Origin of the sequence: Paenibacillus lentus (genome assembly GCF_003931855.1) — a bacterium.
GTDB lineage: Bacteria > Bacillota > Bacilli > Paenibacillales > Paenibacillaceae > Fontibacillus > Fontibacillus lentus.
Genome location: NZ_CP034248.1, coordinates 374,575 through 392,559 on the forward strand (window position 1 = coordinate 374,575; position 17,985 = coordinate 392,559).

At 48.9% G+C, this 17,985-nt stretch carries 18 protein-coding genes and 1 tRNA gene; 1 reads left to right on the forward strand and 18 read right to left on the reverse strand.

Annotation, left to right across the window (positions count from 1 at the left end):
- Window positions 1-16: 16 nt before the first annotated feature.
- The 13 genes from EIM92_RS01795 to serC all read right to left on the reverse strand — a co-directional run bounded on the left by EIM92_RS01795 (window position 17) and on the right by serC (window position 10,931).
- The gene (locus tag EIM92_RS01795) at window positions 17-763 is read right to left on the reverse strand and encodes an SDR family NAD(P)-dependent oxidoreductase (protein WP_125081214.1); all 747 of its coding nucleotides are present in this window, start codon (window positions 761-763) and stop codon (window positions 17-19) included.
- 127 nt (window positions 764-890) lie between these two features.
- Window positions 891-1,505 carry a cyclase family protein gene (locus EIM92_RS01800; RefSeq protein ID WP_211344417.1) on the reverse strand — a complete coding sequence of 205 codons (615 nt, stop codon included), beginning with the start codon at window positions 1,503-1,505 and terminating at the stop codon, window positions 891-893.
- A complete protein-coding gene (locus EIM92_RS01805) occupies window positions 1,502-1,957 on the reverse strand; it encodes a GNAT family N-acetyltransferase (RefSeq protein ID WP_125081216.1) in 456 nt (151 codons plus the stop codon). Before EIM92_RS01805 ends, EIM92_RS01800 begins: the two co-directional genes overlap by 4 nt.
- A gap of 273 nt (window positions 1,958-2,230) precedes the next feature.
- Entirely contained in the window at window positions 2,231-3,313 is a 1,083-nt protein-coding gene (locus tag EIM92_RS01810; protein ID WP_125081217.1) for an efflux RND transporter periplasmic adaptor subunit, read from the reverse strand.
- 137 nt (window positions 3,314-3,450) lie between these two features.
- Window positions 3,451-4,812, reverse strand: coding sequence for an ABC transporter permease (locus tag EIM92_RS01815; RefSeq protein WP_125081218.1), 1,362 nt, complete (start codon window positions 4,810-4,812; stop codon window positions 3,451-3,453).
- Entirely contained in the window at window positions 4,809-5,522 is a 714-nt protein-coding gene (locus EIM92_RS01820) for an ABC transporter ATP-binding protein (protein ID WP_125081219.1), read from the reverse strand. The genes EIM92_RS01815 and EIM92_RS01820 overlap by 4 nt, the downstream gene beginning before the upstream one ends.
- Before the next feature lie 298 nt (window positions 5,523-5,820).
- Complete coding sequence (locus EIM92_RS01825) at window positions 5,821-6,681, reverse strand: serine/threonine-protein kinase (protein WP_125081220.1); 861 nt, start codon at window positions 6,679-6,681, stop codon at window positions 5,821-5,823.
- 516 nt (window positions 6,682-7,197) lie between these two features.
- Window positions 7,198-7,446, reverse strand: a complete 249-nt coding sequence (locus EIM92_RS01830; RefSeq protein WP_246021173.1) for a 5'-nucleotidase — start codon at window positions 7,444-7,446, stop codon at window positions 7,198-7,200.
- On the reverse strand, window positions 7,400-7,549 hold the full coding sequence (locus EIM92_RS24035) for a 5'-nucleotidase (protein ID WP_246021175.1): 150 nt from the start codon (window positions 7,547-7,549) through the stop codon (window positions 7,400-7,402). The genes EIM92_RS01830 and EIM92_RS24035 overlap by 47 nt, the downstream gene beginning before the upstream one ends.
- A 254-nt stretch (window positions 7,550-7,803) precedes the next feature.
- Complete coding sequence (locus EIM92_RS01835) at window positions 7,804-8,493, reverse strand: MOSC domain-containing protein (protein ID WP_125081221.1); 690 nt, start codon at window positions 8,491-8,493, stop codon at window positions 7,804-7,806.
- A 54-nt stretch (window positions 8,494-8,547) separates the two neighbouring features.
- Entirely contained in the window at window positions 8,548-9,429 is an 882-nt protein-coding gene (gene pdxS / locus EIM92_RS01840) for a pyridoxal 5'-phosphate synthase lyase subunit PdxS (protein ID WP_125081222.1), read from the reverse strand.
- 145 nt (window positions 9,430-9,574) lie between these two features.
- Window positions 9,575-9,645, reverse strand: a tRNA-Cys gene (locus EIM92_RS01845).
- Window positions 9,646-9,845: 200 nt separating this feature from the next.
- Window positions 9,846-10,931: a 3-phosphoserine/phosphohydroxythreonine transaminase gene (gene serC, locus EIM92_RS01850; protein WP_211344418.1), complete on the reverse strand. Its 1,086-nt coding sequence runs from the start codon at window positions 10,929-10,931 to the stop codon at window positions 9,846-9,848.
- A gap of 109 nt (window positions 10,932-11,040) precedes the next feature.
- Here serC and EIM92_RS01855 point away from each other — a divergent pair, with 109 nt between their 5' ends.
- Complete coding sequence (locus EIM92_RS01855; RefSeq protein ID WP_125081224.1) at window positions 11,041-11,937, forward strand: LysR substrate-binding domain-containing protein; 897 nt, start codon at window positions 11,041-11,043, stop codon at window positions 11,935-11,937.
- On the opposite strand, the gene EIM92_RS01860 is transcribed toward EIM92_RS01855, so the two are convergent.
- From EIM92_RS01860 to EIM92_RS01880, 5 genes are all read right to left on the reverse strand, one after another.
- Complete coding sequence (locus tag EIM92_RS01860) at window positions 11,934-13,058, reverse strand: aspartate aminotransferase family protein (protein WP_125081225.1); 1,125 nt, start codon at window positions 13,056-13,058, stop codon at window positions 11,934-11,936. The genes EIM92_RS01855 and EIM92_RS01860 overlap by 4 nt on opposite strands.
- A gap of 12 nt (window positions 13,059-13,070) precedes the next feature.
- Complete coding sequence (gene hemL, locus EIM92_RS01865) at window positions 13,071-14,387, reverse strand: glutamate-1-semialdehyde 2,1-aminomutase (protein ID WP_125081226.1); 1,317 nt, start codon at window positions 14,385-14,387, stop codon at window positions 13,071-13,073.
- Between the two features lie 13 nt (window positions 14,388-14,400).
- Window positions 14,401-15,648, reverse strand: a complete 1,248-nt coding sequence (locus tag EIM92_RS01870; RefSeq protein WP_125081227.1) for a serine hydroxymethyltransferase — start codon at window positions 15,646-15,648, stop codon at window positions 14,401-14,403.
- Between the two features lie 15 nt (window positions 15,649-15,663).
- Window positions 15,664-17,136, reverse strand: coding sequence for an aminotransferase class I/II-fold pyridoxal phosphate-dependent enzyme (locus tag EIM92_RS01875; protein ID WP_125081228.1), 1,473 nt, complete (start codon window positions 17,134-17,136; stop codon window positions 15,664-15,666).
- Window positions 17,137-17,311: 175 nt separating this feature from the next.
- Window positions 17,312-17,926, reverse strand: a complete 615-nt coding sequence (locus tag EIM92_RS01880; protein ID WP_125081229.1) for a MarR family winged helix-turn-helix transcriptional regulator — start codon at window positions 17,924-17,926, stop codon at window positions 17,312-17,314.
- Window positions 17,927-17,985: the final 59 nt, after the last annotated feature.

The following is a 17,985-nucleotide window of genomic DNA, read 5'->3' on the forward strand; positions in this document are numbered from 1 at the left end:
TTGAATCCCCAGGCTCTCAGCGCCGATATTCTGCGTAATTGACAAGCCTGCCAGGAGCAATTTCATCCTCGATTATTCTCAGCAGATGCCTTCCAAGCTCCTCGGTAGATTGAATTTGCCCTGATTCGTGTGCTTGTTTGAAAAGCTTGGCCATCCCGAATTCCTGCTCATCCTTGCCCCGAGCAGCCGCCTGCAGCTCTGTCTCAACCATTCCTGGGTCTACCGCTATAATCTCTACAGGTTTAGACTGGCTTGATTGCTCTAACCCGATACATTCAGTGAACATATTGATTCCAGCCTTAGCCGTGCAATATACACTCATGCCAGGTGCGGGATGCGTTCCTGAACCCGAGCTAATATTCATAACTTTCCTTCTGATGTCTATGTGCTCAGTATGGCGAATAAAACTGGAGGTTAATATCATCGGGGCCATTAAGCTGACTTGCAAATGTTGCTGGATTTCCACAGGGGTGCAGCGCTCAATCGGTTTTAACGGTTCGAGCACAGCTGCATTATTAACTAGGCAAATTATTTCGGAGTCGTTAATATTTACTCCATTAACTATCTCTTCAATTAGGGAATCGATCGCCTTGATCTCGCTTAAATCAAAGGTTCGATGAGTGTAGTTTCTATAGCTGCGTAAAGCTTCCGAGCTTCCACGAGCGATGCCATATACATAGTGTCCCCGATCCAGCAGCCTGCTCGCCAACTGCTCGCCGATTCCCTTCGATGTTCCGGTAATGATGAAATTGCCTCTCTCCATAAAAGTACCTCCGTCCTATTAACTTTGTAGTGTAATCATTATAAACTGCGCTTTACGAATCTGACATTAAGTTCCCTGCCATGCAGCTCAATCTTAATAATCGTTAATCCATGTAAGCAACTGGTAATTATACCAATCGGGCAATGATGCGTGCTGGGGATGAGTCGGATTTGATATGTAGCGGAAGGGCAATGATCTCAAACGATTTTACATTCACTAGCAGCTCCAGGTTGGTCAGATTTTCGGCGATGGGGATACGGTGCTCAAACAAGTATTTGTGGATATCAAACGGATGCTTATCGGGCGAAGGCGTATCCATGCCGATCATTTTTACCTGCTTTCTGACTAACAGCTCAGCAAAGTCCAGAGTCAACACAGGATAATCCGTGAAATACCTCTCTTCTCCAAAGCACCCGCTGTGCCCCGTGTACAATAGCACAATCTGACCAGGCTTGATTGCACGCTCATACTCTTCCCTGTAATGAATTGTTGATTGTCCCGTTACGTCCAGTAGACACCCTTCACCGATAAAGTTATCCAGCGGTAGTTCATTAAGATATACGTTCGAATCGGTCAAATGCATAGGGCCATCGATATGAGTACCTGCGTGCATATTGATCGATAATTGGTGATTGTTGTAGTGATCTTTTTCGAAGCGCTTCGAGTGAAGCAATACTGTCTCTTCATCGCCTGGAAACACAGGCATCGCATTCTCGATAAGGTGAGATAGATCGATGATCATTTTGATTCAGCCCCAATCCCTTTATCTAAAAAAATAATTCTGCTGATTTCATCAAAGCCATTTTTGCGGTAAAAACCCTCTGCGGGGATTCCCCGGTTCGTCAGCAGCACCATGTTCTCGACCCCTTTACGGGCTAATGTACTTTCTAAATACTTAAGCATAGCCGAGCCAATTCCAGATTGCTGAATGCTTCTGTCCACGCACATTTCATTGATCCAAAACTCATCTCCACTCCACCATTGCCGGCGGCAGCCAAACATCAAGCCCACCAGATTATTCCTATTATCCTCTGCAACAATCCCGATAAATCCAGGCGTTTCCGTGAAATCCTTCAGATAAATTCTCGCCTTCTCCGCAGACCATCTGTCGTTCCATGGCTCTTGGTTGAACACCTCGATAAACAGAGCCACACATGACTCCAAATCCCTTAAACGGAATTCCCGTATATCCATATGTCTCGATCTCCCTTCACTTCCAAGCTTCCAAGCTTTCAAGCTTTTAAGCTTGAAAGCAGCTTCGCAGCTCGGCTACTCACGAATAACGGCACTGTCGTGAAGGCGCTCTAATAGAGGTAGAAATCCGTGAACAAGGGAGAATGCTTCGTTTCTCCAGAACATGCCACAATCTGCTCAGACAATGCCGCTCCTTATATGTAGTATATAAACAGACGAACCTGACAGCTACCTGCCAGGTTTGTCCGAAATAAATGAAGCGCTGCCCGGAACTTATTGCAAGACGACCGTATCGCCTTCCTTCAAACCTTCCAGCACCTCAGTTTTATCAATCGTCTCCAGGCCTATCTTGATATCTCTACGCTCGTATTGACCTGCCCCTTTATCCAGCATGACATAAGCAGAGGTCTCATCGCGCATGACAGCGATCGACGGAAGAACCAATACATTTTCCTTACGGTTAGTCTCGATATCACCGGTGAGCGATAGCCCGGCAATCAGATACTCGCTTGGTTCAAGAGAGATGGTGACCTCGAATTGCGCTGCTTTATTCATGCTGTCCTCGTCGGTTCCCGTCTTGGCAAATTTGGAGACATGCTTCACAGTTCCGCTCAGCGGTACATCCTTCATCGCGCTCATTGTCACTTTCACATTCATATCCGGCTTGATCCGGAATACATCCTGCTCCCCGACGAGGGCAGTAAATTGCAGCTTGTTCAGATCGACAATCTTGCCAACATATTGATTGTCGCTAAGCGTCTGCGCCTTCTTCGCTGCCGAATCGAACAGGAAAATGCCCGCAGCCGGAGCGCGGAATTCGGAATCCTGCAGCTTCAGCTTTTTCTGCTCCAGCTCCTGACGCTGAATCGATTTGCGCACATCCTCCAGCTCCTTCGACAGCCGCTCACTCTCCCGGTTGACGAGCAATTTTTTGCGGTTCTCTTCGGTTAGTTCGCCTCCTACTGTCTCCATGTCGAACTCTGCGACAAAAGACTGCAGCGTGGTTTCCAGCTCGGCTTTGCGAAGCTCCGCTTCTTCCCGTGTAATCTGGTTCTGCAGCTCGGTCTGATCCAGCCTGAACAGCACATCGTCTTTATTGACCTGCTGACCGTCCTCGATCTTCCACTCCGTTACTTTGGAGCTGAACGGAGCATAGACCGATGTCTCCTGCTCATACAGAGATTTTCCCTTGACCCGTATCGTGTGAACCAGCGTCTCTTTCGTTACCTGGAATGTAATAGCCTGAGAATCCATTCCCGGATCAGCGACCTGGGCAGGCTTCGACATGGAATACAGCAAGTAACTGATTCCGGCAAGAATGATAGCGATAATAATCCATTTTATTTTTTTCTTCACTTTCCTGCTCTCCTTCTCTCATACCACTTAGAATTGGCAGCGGCGAGGCCGTATACGCCTCTATGTGCAGCCCCCGTGTCCCTCTGTTGCACCGTCTTGACGAGCATCCTATGCTATGCGGAACTGATATCGCATCTCTAATCCCGTTTGATTGCGGTTAAAGCATCTGTCCGCGATGCGCTGACCGCCGGATAAATGCCCGACATAATACCTGTCATGATCGCAAAGGCCAACCCGACCGGAATGGCTGTATACGGGATGAAAATCGATATATCCGACTCTCCCCTATTCAATGACAAAATGAGTGCGTTAATTCCCCATACGATCCAGTAGGAAAACATAATGCCCAGCAGCCCGCCAAGGATGCCAAGCAAGGCCGCTTCAACAATGAACATATTGCGAATCTGGGACAGATTCGACCCCAGCACCTTCATAATACCGATCTGTCGGCGGCGCTGATAGGTCGACATCGTCATGGCGACAATAATAGAGATCGAGGCGATGATCAAAATAAAGACACCCGCACCGATCGCAATCGCCTTGAACACGGCGAATTGCTCCTCCAGTTGCTCCTTTTGCAGCAGATTCGACTGTGTCGATACGGTAAGCCGCTGCAGCTGCTCCTCGACCTGCTTTACGTTCTGCTCCGCGTCCACCTTCACCTTAACTGAGTTGTATGTAATTGTGCTGCTTTGCACCGAGGAAGGTATCAGCTCTTTTCGCAGCTGCTCGGCCGTTTCGATCGAGATGTAAATCTTGCTGTCCTGGGCGATGGAAATATCACTGCGGCCCTTGGGCTTCTTCAGCACGCCAACGACCTGCAAGGGAGTGCTCGTTAGCTGTTTGCCATTTTCGTCATACTTCACGAGCTGAATTTGCGTCTGGTACATGGCTGTCGGTATGACCATCATATTGCGGTATTGCTCCTGCGACTCTCGATCATATCCTGAACGTTCCATTGTTTCATATAGTTTGTTTCTAGTCTCCTCGTCCATCAAGCCCATCGTGGCCCCGTAACTGAGCACAACTGAATTGATATCCACACTGTCGGCCTTGCCCTGCGCGAAGGTCTCTCCAAAGTCCTTAAGCCGGGTCAGATCCGTAGCGACCACTTCGACGTAGCCCTCCTTGCCGTCCGCTGTCGTCATTTCCAAATGATCGAATCTCTGATATGGTGCGACAGCCGTTACATGCTTCATATTGCGCATAACCTCGAGCTTCTGATCCGTCAGCAGCCCACGGTTATTCACCTCTTCGTTGAGCTGGTCGGGGTTGCCCTGGCCCGGCATAGCACCGGAATCGGGCATAACCGTAATCTCATCCATCTTTAGAAAGCTGTTCAACTGGGATTCGACGATCTGTTGCGTCGATTCGCCGATGCTCATCGCCAATATAATTGCAGCGCAGCCTATGGACAAACCAGCTGAGCACAGCATAGTCACGACTTTGCGTCGCCGTACCTGATCCCAAGACAGCCTTGTCAGATCGCTGATTCTCAAGCTTGTACCTCCTCTGCTTCCACTTGCCGATCTACAGCCGGCTGTGATGTCTGGAGCTGTCCATCCCGCAGCGTAATAATATTCTGCGTTTGTTGCGCCACCTCGCGCTCATGCGTAACAATAATAAAGGTGGTGTTCATTGTCTGGTTGAGCTGCTTAAGAATCGCCAAAATTTCTTCCTCCGTCTTCGTATCCAGATTCCCGGTCGGCTCGTCAGCAAAGATGACCGAAGGCTCGGTTATCAGCGACCGGGCGATGCTGACCCGCTGCTGCTGTCCACCCGACAGCTGGGACGGGAACAGTTCGGCCTTGTCTGGAATGCCGACCTGCTCGAGCAACTGCAGCGCTTTTTGCTTCCGGACGGAGGGGCGGGTAGATTGAAAGACAAGCGGCATCTCGATATTTTCACGCACCGTCAAGTTCGGCAGTAGCTCATAAGCTTGAAATATAAAACCGATATGCTTGCGGCGGAACTCGGCCAGTTTGTTCTCGTTCATCTTCACAATGTTATGATCGGCGATATAAATTTCACCTTCGGTCGGCTTCATCAGCCCTGCCATCAGATTGAGCAGGGTCGACTTTCCTGAGCCCGAGCTGCCCAGCAGCGCAATCATCTCGCCCTTGCGGACATGAAAATTGATGTTCTGTAGAACAAGCGTGGTCTCGCCGCCATTTTTGAAAGCATGGGACAAGCCCTCTACACGAAGCAAGTTCTCCACTCCTTTTTATATGAATCTCTCTCTCAAAAGTAAACGTCTAACGCCGCCCATGAACGGCGCAACTACGTTTCCCATAGAAATATAAGCCTTGTATAAGGATGAGCTTATAAATTCTTATACCTCAATAAATAGACGATGCATCCGGTGTCAGCCCCTGCATGTTATACGAAAAAAATTTCCGCAAGTTGCCAATTCAATTGCCCCACCGTCTATTTAACCAGAAAAAGGTATCCCGCGGGTCGACAAATATCACTTTGCCGTATCAGCGAGGGCGTATCTTCATAAGCTTCTATCTTCTTTGCTTCCATGCCATATTAAACTCCGCAACGGACGAATATCGGCGCTGCCGCTCCGGTTCAACAGCCTTCAAGGCCACCTCATACAGCTCTGGGCCAGCCTCCCATTTTGCCAATGAACGGTCGAGCTCTCCGCCGAGCAGCGCAAAAGCCGCGGCTCCCATGTTGAACACGTTGGTGATTCCATCGATCACGGCCCCTTTTTCAAATTCTTCCGGGGACATGAACCTGGACGAGCCCCACATTCTACCCATGGTATTGATAAAAGGCCCTTTCCGATACAAATCAATATCGCAAACCCGTGTCGACCTCAATTTGAAATCATACATGATGCTCCCATCATAAAAATCGACAGCCACGTAGCCCCTCTGCTCGACAGCAGCATGAAAGGAAAAAATCACATCCAAAGCGGAGAGCCGCTGTTCTATGGAGAGCTGCCTATATTGATAATATGGTGAATCAGGGTCCGTATACTTCGCAGGCGGCGGGAAAGACCAATGCGGATGTAGATTCTCCCCGTCGAACCATTCAAAAACTGCAGCATATCCGTCTTTCGTTGCAAAATGGGTCACTAGTTTCACTAGGCTTGGATGCATTAAGTCTTCATACACGGTCATAGCTTGCTGGAGTCGAAAAATGGCTTCCTTCACATCCCCTTGGTAATTCACGGTTTCGGCGCCTGCGTATTTCACAAAAGTTTTCTGACCATCCTCTTGCTTGATTCCAAATGAAATATTACCGGAATCCTGCTGATCAAATACCGCAATTATCTCTCCCATGCTATCCAGCCATGCAAAGTCATGAAAGGATTGCAATTCGAAAGCTCGGTTTTGGAGCTGAACGGTTACCGCCATGGCTTCCTCCTATAAATAACGACCTGCTCCTAGATCAACACTTCTCATAGGGTCAGGTCGTTGGATGTCTAATTAACTAAATTAAGGTTCAAAAGTTAATACGATATATGAATGAATATGTTGCCCCGGTCTATATAATAGTTCACCGGACAGAACCGTCTGGATACAATCAGTTAACTCCCTTCAGAAAACTATTTGTTTGGTCTTCCATGATTATACATCCAGCAGCAAAGCGTTTGGAAGGTACTTAATAATTAATTAAAGTCTACCTATGCGTTACCAGAAAAAAAGTGAAAAAACGACCTTATTCCAGTGGGTTGTTCCTCCAATAACAAAAGGTACCCACAGCCTAAACACCCTTTTTCAAAGTATCTAGTTTATAGGTACCCGTTCAGAAGATGCCAACAGCATTTAAATATCGTTTACTGACAGCTATAGCGATGATTACATTTACTTTTCTTTTTCTCATTCTTCAGTCCTCTCCCTCTCCAGCCCCATATTTAACAGAAACAGATGCTATTCCAAGGGAGGAGGATTCTTCTCCGAAGCACTCCTGTCTCTTATTACATTTGTTATTCCAAACGGAACATGAACAGAGGGAACAATTCTAGCGACACCTTCGATGTGTCCCACCTGATCATCGAAGAATATATGCGGCTTAAATATTCGCAGAACTCTGCCTTTATCAATTCCACCTAAAAAGAAAGCCTCGTCTACTCTAATATCTAAATTCCTTAGAGTCGTTATCACTCGTATCTGGATCATTACGAGACAGCAAAACGACCTCCACCGGCTGATCCTCCAGTTCCTCCGTATTTATACTGAGCAGCCTTTTAATTAGAGGATAGGCAACACCTGTATCGAGCACGATATGCTCATTTTCCCGCTGATATTTTCTATTATATTTCCGTCAGGGTCCTTGAATCAAAATAGGATTCACCAACAATGATCCCCATGAAGCTCGAATTAATGATCCTCATCATCGCAAAAACGCCTCAGCCTTAAGATCGCTCTTATCTTAGGCTGAGACGCTTGTCATGCGAGCTTCTTGCAATGATTATACATCCGTTCATCCTATTTCGGTAGTCTTGGTAGCAATAAAGAATCGGGCGGGGCTCGAAGCTACTCTCCCTTTTGGCCGGTTAATCTTTCCTGGGTATCTGTCGCAGTTCCTGCTAGACGCTTCAAAAAGGTTTTTCGCCAGTTTTCCGATAATTCCTCCACCTCAAGGATCTTTCTAACGCCGTCGAGGTTATCCTTCTCCTCATGCATAATGCGATTGGCATAGGAAACCGTAATTCCCAGCGGATGGCGGTGGGTTCTAATCAAACCAGCGGATTTGGATACGAGCCCTTCTTGAAGCACCCGAAAATAAAAGCCGGTGTAGCCGGTTTTTTGAACTTTTAACGGCATGTCAGGCGCACCGTACTTTACGGATAGTTTGAAACAAGGCTGTCTTGGCTGACTTACCTGGACGATCGCTTCCCCCAGCTGAAAAATATCGCCGATGCAAACCTCCGTCTCCAGCAGACCCCTCGTCGTTAAATTTTCACCAAAAGCGCTGTATCCCAACGCCTGATCCAATTCCCTCTCCCAATAGGGATAGTGTTCATAAGGATACACACAGACGGCCTTCTCCCTTCCTCCGTGGTGAACAAGGTCGGCTTGACCGTCTCCATCGAAGTTCAACCAGGACAAGAACAGCGGTTCATCGCTGGGCGTCTTGAATATGCCTGTAGATACTTCCTTATTATTAAACTGCACCTGCACGGGCTTGCCTACATTGATGGATATAATTTCACCCTGTCCCATTAGGGATCACTTCCGTTTCCGACTTGAATTCAAGAATCAACTGCCTCTCTCCTATTATATACCACGTTCCTGCATGCGGTCTCCTGCCTCTAGCTTTGAGATTTCTATCCCTTTCATCGGGGTGCCCAGATTTTTGGATATTTCTGCAATCCGCTTAAAGTCGGTATAATGCGTCGTTGCCTCCACAATAGCCCGGGCAAATTTCTCCGGCTGCTCCGATTTAAAAATACCCGACCCAACAAACACCCCGTCGGCTCCCAATATCATCATTAAAGCTGCATCAGCGGGAGTAGCCACCCCTCCAGCGGCAAAGTTAACGACCGGTAATCTCCCCGTTTCCTTAACCTGCAGCAATAATTCGTAAGGCGCGCCGAGCTGCTTAGCCTCCACCATGAGTTCATCCTTGCTCATTCCCTGCACTTTACGTATTTGCCCAAGCATCATGCGCATGTGGCGTACAGCCTCGACAATATTCCCCGTTCCCGGCTCCCCTTTGGTGCGAATCATCGATGCCCCCTCTCCGATGCGACGCAAGGCCTCTCCCAAATCCCTGGCCCCGCAAACAAATGGGATCGTAAACTCATTTTTGTCGATATGGAAAATATCATCGGCGGGCGTTAACACTTCACTTTCGTCGATATAGTCCACGCTTAGGGCTTCAAGTACTTTGGCTTCTACATAGTGACCGATTCGCGCTTTCGCCATCACTGGGATCGATACTGCCTTCATCACCTGCTCTACAACAACCGGATCGGCCATCCGTGCAACTCCGCCCGCCGCACGGATATCCGCCGGCACTCTTTCTAGTGCCATTACGGCAGTAGCTCCAGCCGCTTCCGCAATTTTGGCCTGCTCAGCATTCATCACGTCCATGATGACACCGCCTTTTTGCATTTCCGCCATCCCACGTTTGACTCGAATCGTTCCTGTTTCCATCTTTCATTCCTCCATATTTTTAAGTATCTAAACTTATTTAATTAAACTTTCAATCATTCACAAAAAAACAATAGTTAATCCCTATGATTCGTAGCGATAAATGGACGTATCAGTTGAATCCTTGAATCCATACCTACACATGTGAAGGGAGTATCTGGATTCGAACCAGAACCTAGGGCTTTGCGAGCCCTCGCCTTACCATTTGGCTATACTCCCGAAAATAGAATATTGGAGAAGCTGTAACCTGATATTACCTGCCTTCTTGCATATGTTCAATTGCATGTTTTGACTCATAATGATTGGTTTTACCTATCGTTCTGCACTAATTATCAGCCGCGCATACAAGGTCCCAGACTATGCTTCATAAACTGAAATTCCGACGAAGAAGGGTCGAAATTTCAGTTTGTAGGTATTTTCTAACCAAAGCGCCGTTGAAAGTCCACCATGAAATCCGCCAAAGCTTTACATTGTTCATACGTAACTGCATTATAGATCGAAGCCCGCAGATGCCCGGCATCCCGATGTCCCCTCAACCCCACAAAGCCGTTTTGCTCCGCTTCTTGTAGAAATCGCAGTTCCAATTCATCATTCATCACACGAAACGTCGCATTCATCAGAGAACGACTGTCCTTATGAGCCAGTCCGTCATAAAATCCGCCGCTATGGTCGATAGTGCTATACAGTAAATCGGCTTTGAGCCGATTGCGCCGTTCCATGCCTTTTACTCCACCGTTATTCCGAATCCATTTCAGCACAAGATTGACCATGTACACGGCAAACACAGGCGGCGTGTTATACAACGAGCGACTGTTCGCATGAATTCGATAATTCATAATATCGGGGATATTTGCAGGAATTCTGCTCAGCAGCTCACGGTTAGCGATCACAACGGTAACGCCGGACGGCCCTAGGTTCTTCTGAGCGCCGGCATAGATAAGCGCAAAGTTAGATACATCAACCGGACGGGACAATATATCACTGGACATATCTGCAATCAACGGCACTTCTCCCGGATCGGCAAAGTTCCGGTATTGGGTACCCGCGATCGTTTCATTGGAAGTAAGGTGAACATAGGCTGTTTCTGGGTGGAGCATCATTCCCTGCAAATCGGGAACCTTTGTAAAATGCTCCGCCTCCGAGCTTGCCGCGATTGCCGTATCGCCCATTTTTCTCGCTTCTGCTATGGCTTTGCCCGACCAAGTCCCGCTGTGAATGTAACTCGCTACATGTCCTGCGGTCAAAAAATTCATTGGCACCATGGCAAACTGCGTACTGGCGCCTCCCTGCATAAACATCACTTCATAACTGGAGGGAATGTGCAGAAGCTCCTTTAACAGCTGCTGAGTTTCGTCGTTGATTTGTTCATATTCCTTGCTTCTATGCGAAATTTCCAGGACAGATAGACCGGTGCCCTGTAGGTCAAGGAGCTCCTCCTGTACTTGATGCATCACTTCCCCAGGCAATCCTGCGGGCCCCGCATTAAAGTTATAGACTTGGTTCATCTCCATTCTCCTTTTATCATATATATAGATATTTCATATGATTTGTCTTACAATGATAGAAACATCCTATTATTTTTTTTGAAAACAGGCTTTTCAAGGAGGAAGATTCATGGAACTCAGGCAATTGGAGTATTTCATGGCCGTATGCCATGAGCTGCATTTTACCCGTGCCGCCGAGAAGCTGGGCATCGCCCAGCCCTCTCTAAGTCAGCAAATTCGTTTGCTGGAGCACGAAATCGGCACGCCCTTGTTCGATCGCATCGGCAAGAAAACCGTCATTACCGAAGCGGGCAAGACCTTGCTGCACCACAGCTACAATGTGTTTCATGAGCTCTCCCAGGCACGTGCCGCGATCAGTGAAATCCAGGGATTGAAAAGAGGTTCATTAAAAATCGGCGCGCTGCTGACGGTAGTCAATTACTTGCTCCCCCCAACCGTGATTGGCTTCCATCGCAGCTATCCCAATGTGGAGCTGTCTGTGCTCGGTCTGCGAACCGGAGATATCTACAACGGGCTGCTGCAAAATGAGCTCGATTTGGGCATCGTCTATTTGCCGATGGAGCATGATGATCTTGAAACGATCCCGCTCTACAAAGAAAATCTTGCTCTAGCCTTGCCTGCGGATCATCCCCTTGCTCAGGAATCTTTTGTGACGCTTGATATTCTTAAAGAGACGCCAAGTGTTTTATTGCCAAGCACGTATTTTCTACGGCAGCTCATTAACGAGCAATGCCGGGCCCTTGCATTCACGCCGCAGCCGATTATGGAAATGACGACTATGGAATCGATTATCAATATGGTCGCTCAAGGCCTCGGCGTCACCATTTTGCCGAAAGGTTATCTCGACTACATAAGCCATCCGCATATTCAAATAATTCCGATTCAGAACCCGGTGCCAACAACACAAATCGGGGTCGTCTATCGGAAAAATAAATATTTGTGCGCGGCCAGCCGGGTATTTATGGAGCAATTGGTCACTACGATCAAAGGCAAACATATGGACTAACGCTTCTCCAGTACGGTAGAGACAATGTCCACGGCTTGGTCAATTTCTTCCTTCGTAATGTATAAGCTCGGTATAAAACGAATCACATGGGAACCTGCTGCCAATACCAATAGTCCGTGCTGCAGCAGCTCTTGAATGATGGGGGCAATCGGTTCGCGGCATTCAATGCCGATCAATAGACCGAGGCCCCTTACAGATTGAACGATGGAATAATATTGAAGCTGCTCCCGCAGCCTGTTCAAAGCATATGTTCCCATCTGTTCCGCGCGTTCACACAAGCATTCCTCAAGTATCGTCTCCAGTGTAGCCAGACCAGCCGCCGCCGCAAGCGGGGCGCCTCCGAATGTCGACGCATGGCTTCCTGGGGAGAAGGCGTCACGAAGCTTTTTCTTTCCCATCATTGCGCCGATAGGAAACCCGTTGGCCAGCCCTTTGGCAAGCGTGATGATATCTGGCTCGATGCCATAATGCTCGTATGCAAACAGCTTTCCCGTTCGCCCCATTCCCGTCTGCACCTCATCGATCATAAGCAGGAGTCCTCGCTCCTTGCATAGAGCGGAGAGCCGAGCCACAAACTCGGGATCCGCGGCATACATGCCGCCCTCTCCCTGTACGAGTTCAAGCATGATCGCGGCGGTTCGCTCCGTGATGATATCTTCTACCGACTGAATATCGTTATATCGTGCATAGGCAAACCCCTCCGGCAGCGGAAAAAATCCATCCTTGACCTTATCCTGCCCCGTCGCAGTCAAGGTGGCCATCGTGCGCCCATGAAAGGAATTTTCGAACGTGATAATTTCATATCTGCCATTCCCTAGCACCCGCTGGTGGTATCTTCTGGCACATTTGATCGCAGCTTCATTGGCTTCCGCCCCGCTATTGCAAAAAAAGACGAGATCCGCACAGCTATGAGCGGTGAGCATCTGCGCCAGCTTCTGCTGGTTCGGAATATGGAACAGGTTGGATACATGCCCCAAATTACATACCGCAATTCCCGACATAAAGTCCAAATACTCTTTGCCTTGATCGTCCCATAGTCGGCTTCCATCCCCTTTGACTAGCGAGACGGGATACTTCGTATAGGTCGGGAACAGGGCGTCGTCGTCACTAGGCTCAGCCATATTCAAACCAAATCACTCCTTGACGAATTCTATCGTTTTTAAAACCTCGTAATGGGCTTTAATCGTAGCTTCGATATCCTCAACCGAATGGGCAGCCGATACGAACATAACTTCATATGGGGTAGGTGCTGTCAAAATGCCACGATCCAGCATCGCTGCATAGTATTGTTTAAACAACCCCATATTCGACCGTTTAGCTGTCTCATAATCCACGACGTCATGTTCCGTAAAAAAAATAGAAAGCATCGAACCTACCCTATTGACCTGGAGCGGAATCCCTGTCATTTCGGCATTTCGCATAAAGCCTTCTGCCAGCCGAGCTGCTTTTCTTTCCAATTCGTCATAGATTCCAGGCTGTCCAAGCAATCGCAAAGTCGTATATCCAGCCGTCATGGCGAGCGGATTACCCGATAACGTTCCGGCTTGATAGATGGGCCCGGCAGGAGCAATCTGCTGCATAATTTCATGCTTGCCGCCATAAGCGCCAACCGGGAGACCTCCGCCAATCACTTTTCCAAGGCAGGTAAGATCCGGCTCGATTCCGTATAACCCTTGCGCCCCATGATAGCTCACCCGGAATCCCGTCATGACCTCATCGAAGATCAGCAGGCTGCCATACTGCGCGGTAATCTCCCTTAACCCTTGAAGAAAGCCGGGCAAGGGCGGCACGACACCCATATTTCCGGCGACCGGCTCAACGATGACGGCCGCGATCTGGTCGCCAAATTGTTCGAATGTATGACGAATGCTAGCCATACTGTTATAAGGCACCGTAATGGTATTTGCAGCGACACTTTCAGGGACTCCCGGGCTGTCTGGCAAGCCCAAGGTCGCCACCCCGGAGCCGGATTTAATGAGCAGAGCATCCGCATGCCCGTGATAGCCTCCTTGGAACTTCACAATTTTTTGCCGCTTCGTAAATCCTCTGGCTAAACGTAGGACACTCATTGAAGCTTCCGTGCCGGAATTCACCATGCGTACCATATCTATAGACGGAACGCTTTCGATGATCAGCCGGGCCATTTTCGTTTCAATTTCTGTGGGCAAGCCAAAGCTTGTTCCTTGAGCCGCCGCTTTTCCTATTGCCTCGACAACCTCCGGATGAGTATGTCCCAAGATCAACGGCCCCCACGAGCCGATATAATCTATGAACTCATTCCCATCGATATCGAACACGTGCGATCCTTGTCCGCCTGCGATGAACACAGGGGGCAAGCCGACCGATGAAAAGGCGCGAACCGGGCTGTTTACCCCTCCGGGGATCACGCTTTTGGCCTCAGCGAAGGCTGCTCTAGAGTAAGTATCCTTCCTTCTGGTGCTGGATGTCATGGCTGCTCCTCCTTCAGCTCATTGTTTCCTCATACAAAGAGAACCGCGAGGTAATTTCCTGTACCTTGCCACTCAATTGCTCGTGAACCGCCGAATGATGCGGATGCTTCAAAGCGGTCGCAATGATCCCGGCAATCTCCTTCATTTCCTCCGGCCCCATGCCTCTTGTTGTAGCCGCAGGAGTTCCGAGCCGAATCCCGCTCGTGACAAGCGGGCTTGTAGGATCAAAAGGAATAGTGTTCTTATTGACGGTAATTCCAATTTCATCTAACAGTTGCTGGGCCTCTTTGCCGGTCAGCTCAATATTCCGAAGATCCAGAAGAATGAGATGATTGTCTGTTCCTCCGGAAACGGCATGCAGGCCTTCTGCCATTAAAGCCTCGGCCAATATTTTGGCGTTCTGCAGGACGCGTTCCATATATATTCTGAATTCAGCTCCGGCATTTTCCTCGAAAGCGACAGCCTTAGCGGCAATCATATGCATCAGCGGGCCGCCCTGCGTCGTTGGAAAGACTGCTTTATCAATGGCTCGCGCCCACGATTCCTTGCATAAAATCACCCCGCCTCTCGGCCCGCGCAGCGTCTTATGGGTAGTCGTTGTCACAAAATGGGCGTGGGGCACGGGATTCGGATGCAAGCCTGCCGCAACGATCCCCGCAATGTGGGCCATATCTACAAGGAACAGCGCGCCTACTTCTTCAGCAATCTGGGCAAAAGGCTCAAAATCAATCGTCCGCGGATAGGCGCTTGCCCCTACGACGATCATGCGCGGCTTGTGTTTATGGGCCAACTTTCGCACCTCATCAAAATCAATGCGAGAGGTCTGAGCATTAACTCCATACGGAATAAAGTTATATAATTTTCCAGAAGCATTGACGGGACTTCCATGCGTCAAATGGCCGCCATGCGATAGATTCATGCCGAGAATCGTATCCCCGGCGTTTACAGCGGCAAAGTAAACGGCCATATTGGCCTGTGCTCCTGAATGGGGCTGCACGTTGGCATGCTCTGCCCCGAACAGTTCCTTCACTCTTTGCCTGGCCAAATCCTCTACCCTGTCCACGTACTGACAGCCGCCGTAAAATCTTTTTCCAGGGTAGCCTTCCGCGTATTTATTGGTTAAAACAGTACCCATCGCCTCCATAACAGCTCCACTGACAAAATTCTCCGAAGCAATCAGTTCAATTTTGTCGCGTTGTCGTTCCAGTTCCAGCTGAATCGCTTTGGCTATAGCCGGATCTTGTTTGAACAGGTGTTTCATTCCCAATTCCTCCCTTTAAAAAATGGCCTTCACTTCGACCACAACCTTAACGTTTTGAACCGTCAAATCCTCGGGCCCCTTTACAGGAAGACCGACTTCCAAATGCTCCAGAATGTAACGGATATGCTGCTCTGCAATCACTTCCCCCGGCAGCAAAATAGGAATGCCCGGAGGATAAACATAGATGGACTCTGCAATGATGCGTCCAGCGGATTGGGCGATAGGTATAAGCTCGACATCCCCGTAAAAAGCGTCTCTTGGCGTTAAGGCCAGCTGCGGAATCTCGGGTAGTTTGACATCCACAGCTTGAAGATCCGCTTGTTGCTTGTAGTGCTCGTTAGCGAGCTCAGCTAAAGCGTTCAGTAGACAGTCTATGGCTTCTTTCGAGTCGCCCGGCGTGATTAAGCACAGAATATTGTATAAATCGCTCAGCTCCACCTCGATGTTGTAATGGTCTCGCAGCCATTGCTCCGCATCATATCCGGTAATTCCAAGCTCCCGAACATGCACCGTAAGCTTGGTAGGATCGAAATCAAACGCTGCGTCCGTCCACAAAATCTCTCTCCCAAAGGAAGACAGACCGGGAATTTCATTGATCCGGTTTCTGGCGTACTCCGCCAATCGAATTGCTTTACTCGACATCTCGCAGCCTTGCAGGGCGAGCTGCTTACGTGCTGCATCCAAGGAGGCTAACAGAATGTAAGAAGTGGAGGTCGTTGTCAGCATACTGAACATCGCCTGTACTTTTTCCGGTTGCACAATGCCCTTCTTGATGTGAAGAAGCGAGCTTTGGGTCAATGATCCACCAAGCTTGTGCATGCTTGTCGCCGCTAGATCTGCGCCGGCCTGCATCGCCGATAACGGAAGCTTGTCGTGAAAATGCAGCAGCGCTCCATGCGCCTCGTCGACGAGTACGGGTATGCCGTAATGGTGAGCCAGATCAACGATCGCCTTTAAATTCGTGCATACCCCGAAATACGTCGGATTGATCACCAGTACGGCCTTGGCATCCGGATGCCTTTCAATTGCCTTCTTGACCGAGCGAACGGAAATACCATGATCGATGCCTAAGTCCGCATCCCGCTCCGGGGCAACAAAGATCGGCTTAGCTCCGGCGAAAATGATCGCCGATAAAATCGACTTATGCAGGTTCCGCGGCACGATAATTTTATCGCCCGGGCCGCAAACCGACATGATCATCGTCATAATCGCGGTACTTGTACCCTGCACGGAAAACAAAGAATAATCCGCACCAAAAGCATATGCAGCCAAGCGCTGTGCTTCATCAATCACTCCGGTGGGCTGGTGCAAATCATCCAAAGGCGCAATATTGATTAGATCAATGGACAAGGCATTGTCGCCCAAAAAGGTTTTAAACCCGTTTTCCATGCCCTCGCCTTTTTTGTGGCCGGGTATATGGAACGGAATTGGATTGCGCTTGGCATGCTCGGTTAAAGCAGTAAATAAGGGGGTACGGTGATGAACCATAATTTTTGTTCAATTCCTTTCAGGAGACGGTTTCCGTATTTCGCTCTAGTATAGAGCGCAGGAATCGATCGTTCAATTCAATAATTTATATCATTTTGATAGGTTATCCCTATGGTTTAAGGGGAATGAAATCCTGTATAAGGCAAGGGGGAGACGAAAGTCGACCCATTTCCTTTCAGACTTCGATAGAAGGAGTATGTTCGGGGCACTCTTGGAGAGAGGCTTCGTGGGTAAGATATTTTTGGACAAGTCCGCAATAATGAGGTGCTGCGGCATCGCCGGCATTCGGGTGAAAATGTACACAGCCCAAGCAGGGTTCAGCAACCACAAGCTGGCCGCGCTGCTGCATGGCCGAAATAATAGCGCCGAGCCCCAGCTCGAAATCCGCCAAAGCTTCATCCGGAATAGAGCCGAGCACTTCTTCGAGGGAGCGCCCCCAATGGTTCAGCTGCGAAACGATGACTCTACCTTCTGCAGTCAAATTGAGCAAGGTTACTCGGCGATCCTCGGGCTTTTGCGCTTTGCTGACTAGCCCTTTACCGACCAATCCATTGATAATCTTCACCGCAGTTACATGGGTCGTACCGATGGCGCCAGCAAAATTACCCACGGTAGCCACATCACTTCGGGTATATGCCGCAAACAGCAGCGCTTGAATCTGTACGGGTGATAACCCCAGTGCGTCACTCTCTGCTTGTGTCACCTTTTTGATAGCCTGCGAAATCCGAAAGAGAGCCATGCTGACGCGGGCTGAACGATTGTCTTTGCGGTGCTGGGGATCAAATATCATAGCTATTCGTACCTTCCATGTTCATTCTTGTATCCATTTTACATGTAAACATGGTCAGA

What these genes read in the sequence shown, in the direction of transcription:
- EIM92_RS01795 (WP_125081214.1), bottom strand. Translation starts at nt 763, where the DNA reads ATGGAGAGAGGCAATTTCATCATTACCGGAACATCGAAGGGAATCGGC.
- EIM92_RS01800 (WP_211344417.1), bottom strand. Translation starts at nt 1,505, where the DNA reads ATGATCATCGATCTATCTCACCTTATCGAGAATGCGATGCCTGTGTTT.
- EIM92_RS01805 (WP_125081216.1), bottom strand. Translation starts at nt 1,957, where the DNA reads ATGGATATACGGGAATTCCGTTTAAGGGATTTGGAGTCATGTGTGGCT.
- EIM92_RS01825 (WP_125081220.1), bottom strand. Translation starts at nt 6,681, where the DNA reads ATGGCGGTAACCGTTCAGCTCCAAAACCGAGCTTTCGAATTGCAATCC.
- EIM92_RS01830 (WP_246021173.1), bottom strand. Translation starts at nt 7,446, where the DNA reads ATGATCCAGATACGAGTGATAACGACTCTAAGGAATTTAGATATTAGA.
- EIM92_RS01835 (WP_125081221.1), bottom strand. Translation starts at nt 8,493, where the DNA reads ATGGGACAGGGTGAAATTATATCCATCAATGTAGGCAAGCCCGTGCAG.
- pdxS (WP_125081222.1), bottom strand. Translation starts at nt 9,429, where the DNA reads ATGGAAACAGGAACGATTCGAGTCAAACGTGGGATGGCGGAAATGCAA.
- serC (WP_211344418.1), bottom strand. Translation starts at nt 10,931, where the DNA reads ATGAACCAAGTCTATAACTTTAATGCGGGGCCCGCAGGATTGCCTGGG.
- EIM92_RS01855 (WP_125081224.1), top strand. Translation starts at nt 11,041, where the DNA reads ATGGAACTCAGGCAATTGGAGTATTTCATGGCCGTATGCCATGAGCTG.
- EIM92_RS01860 (WP_125081225.1), bottom strand. Translation starts at nt 13,058, where the DNA reads ATGGCTGAGCCTAGTGACGACGACGCCCTGTTCCCGACCTATACGAAG.
- hemL (WP_125081226.1), bottom strand. Translation starts at nt 14,387, where the DNA reads ATGACATCCAGCACCAGAAGGAAGGATACTTACTCTAGAGCAGCCTTC.
- EIM92_RS01870 (WP_125081227.1), bottom strand. Translation starts at nt 15,648, where the DNA reads ATGAAACACCTGTTCAAACAAGATCCGGCTATAGCCAAAGCGATTCAG.
- EIM92_RS01875 (WP_125081228.1), bottom strand. Translation starts at nt 17,136, where the DNA reads ATGGTTCATCACCGTACCCCCTTATTTACTGCTTTAACCGAGCATGCC.
- EIM92_RS01880 (WP_125081229.1), bottom strand. Translation starts at nt 17,926, where the DNA reads ATGATATTTGATCCCCAGCACCGCAAAGACAATCGTTCAGCCCGCGTC.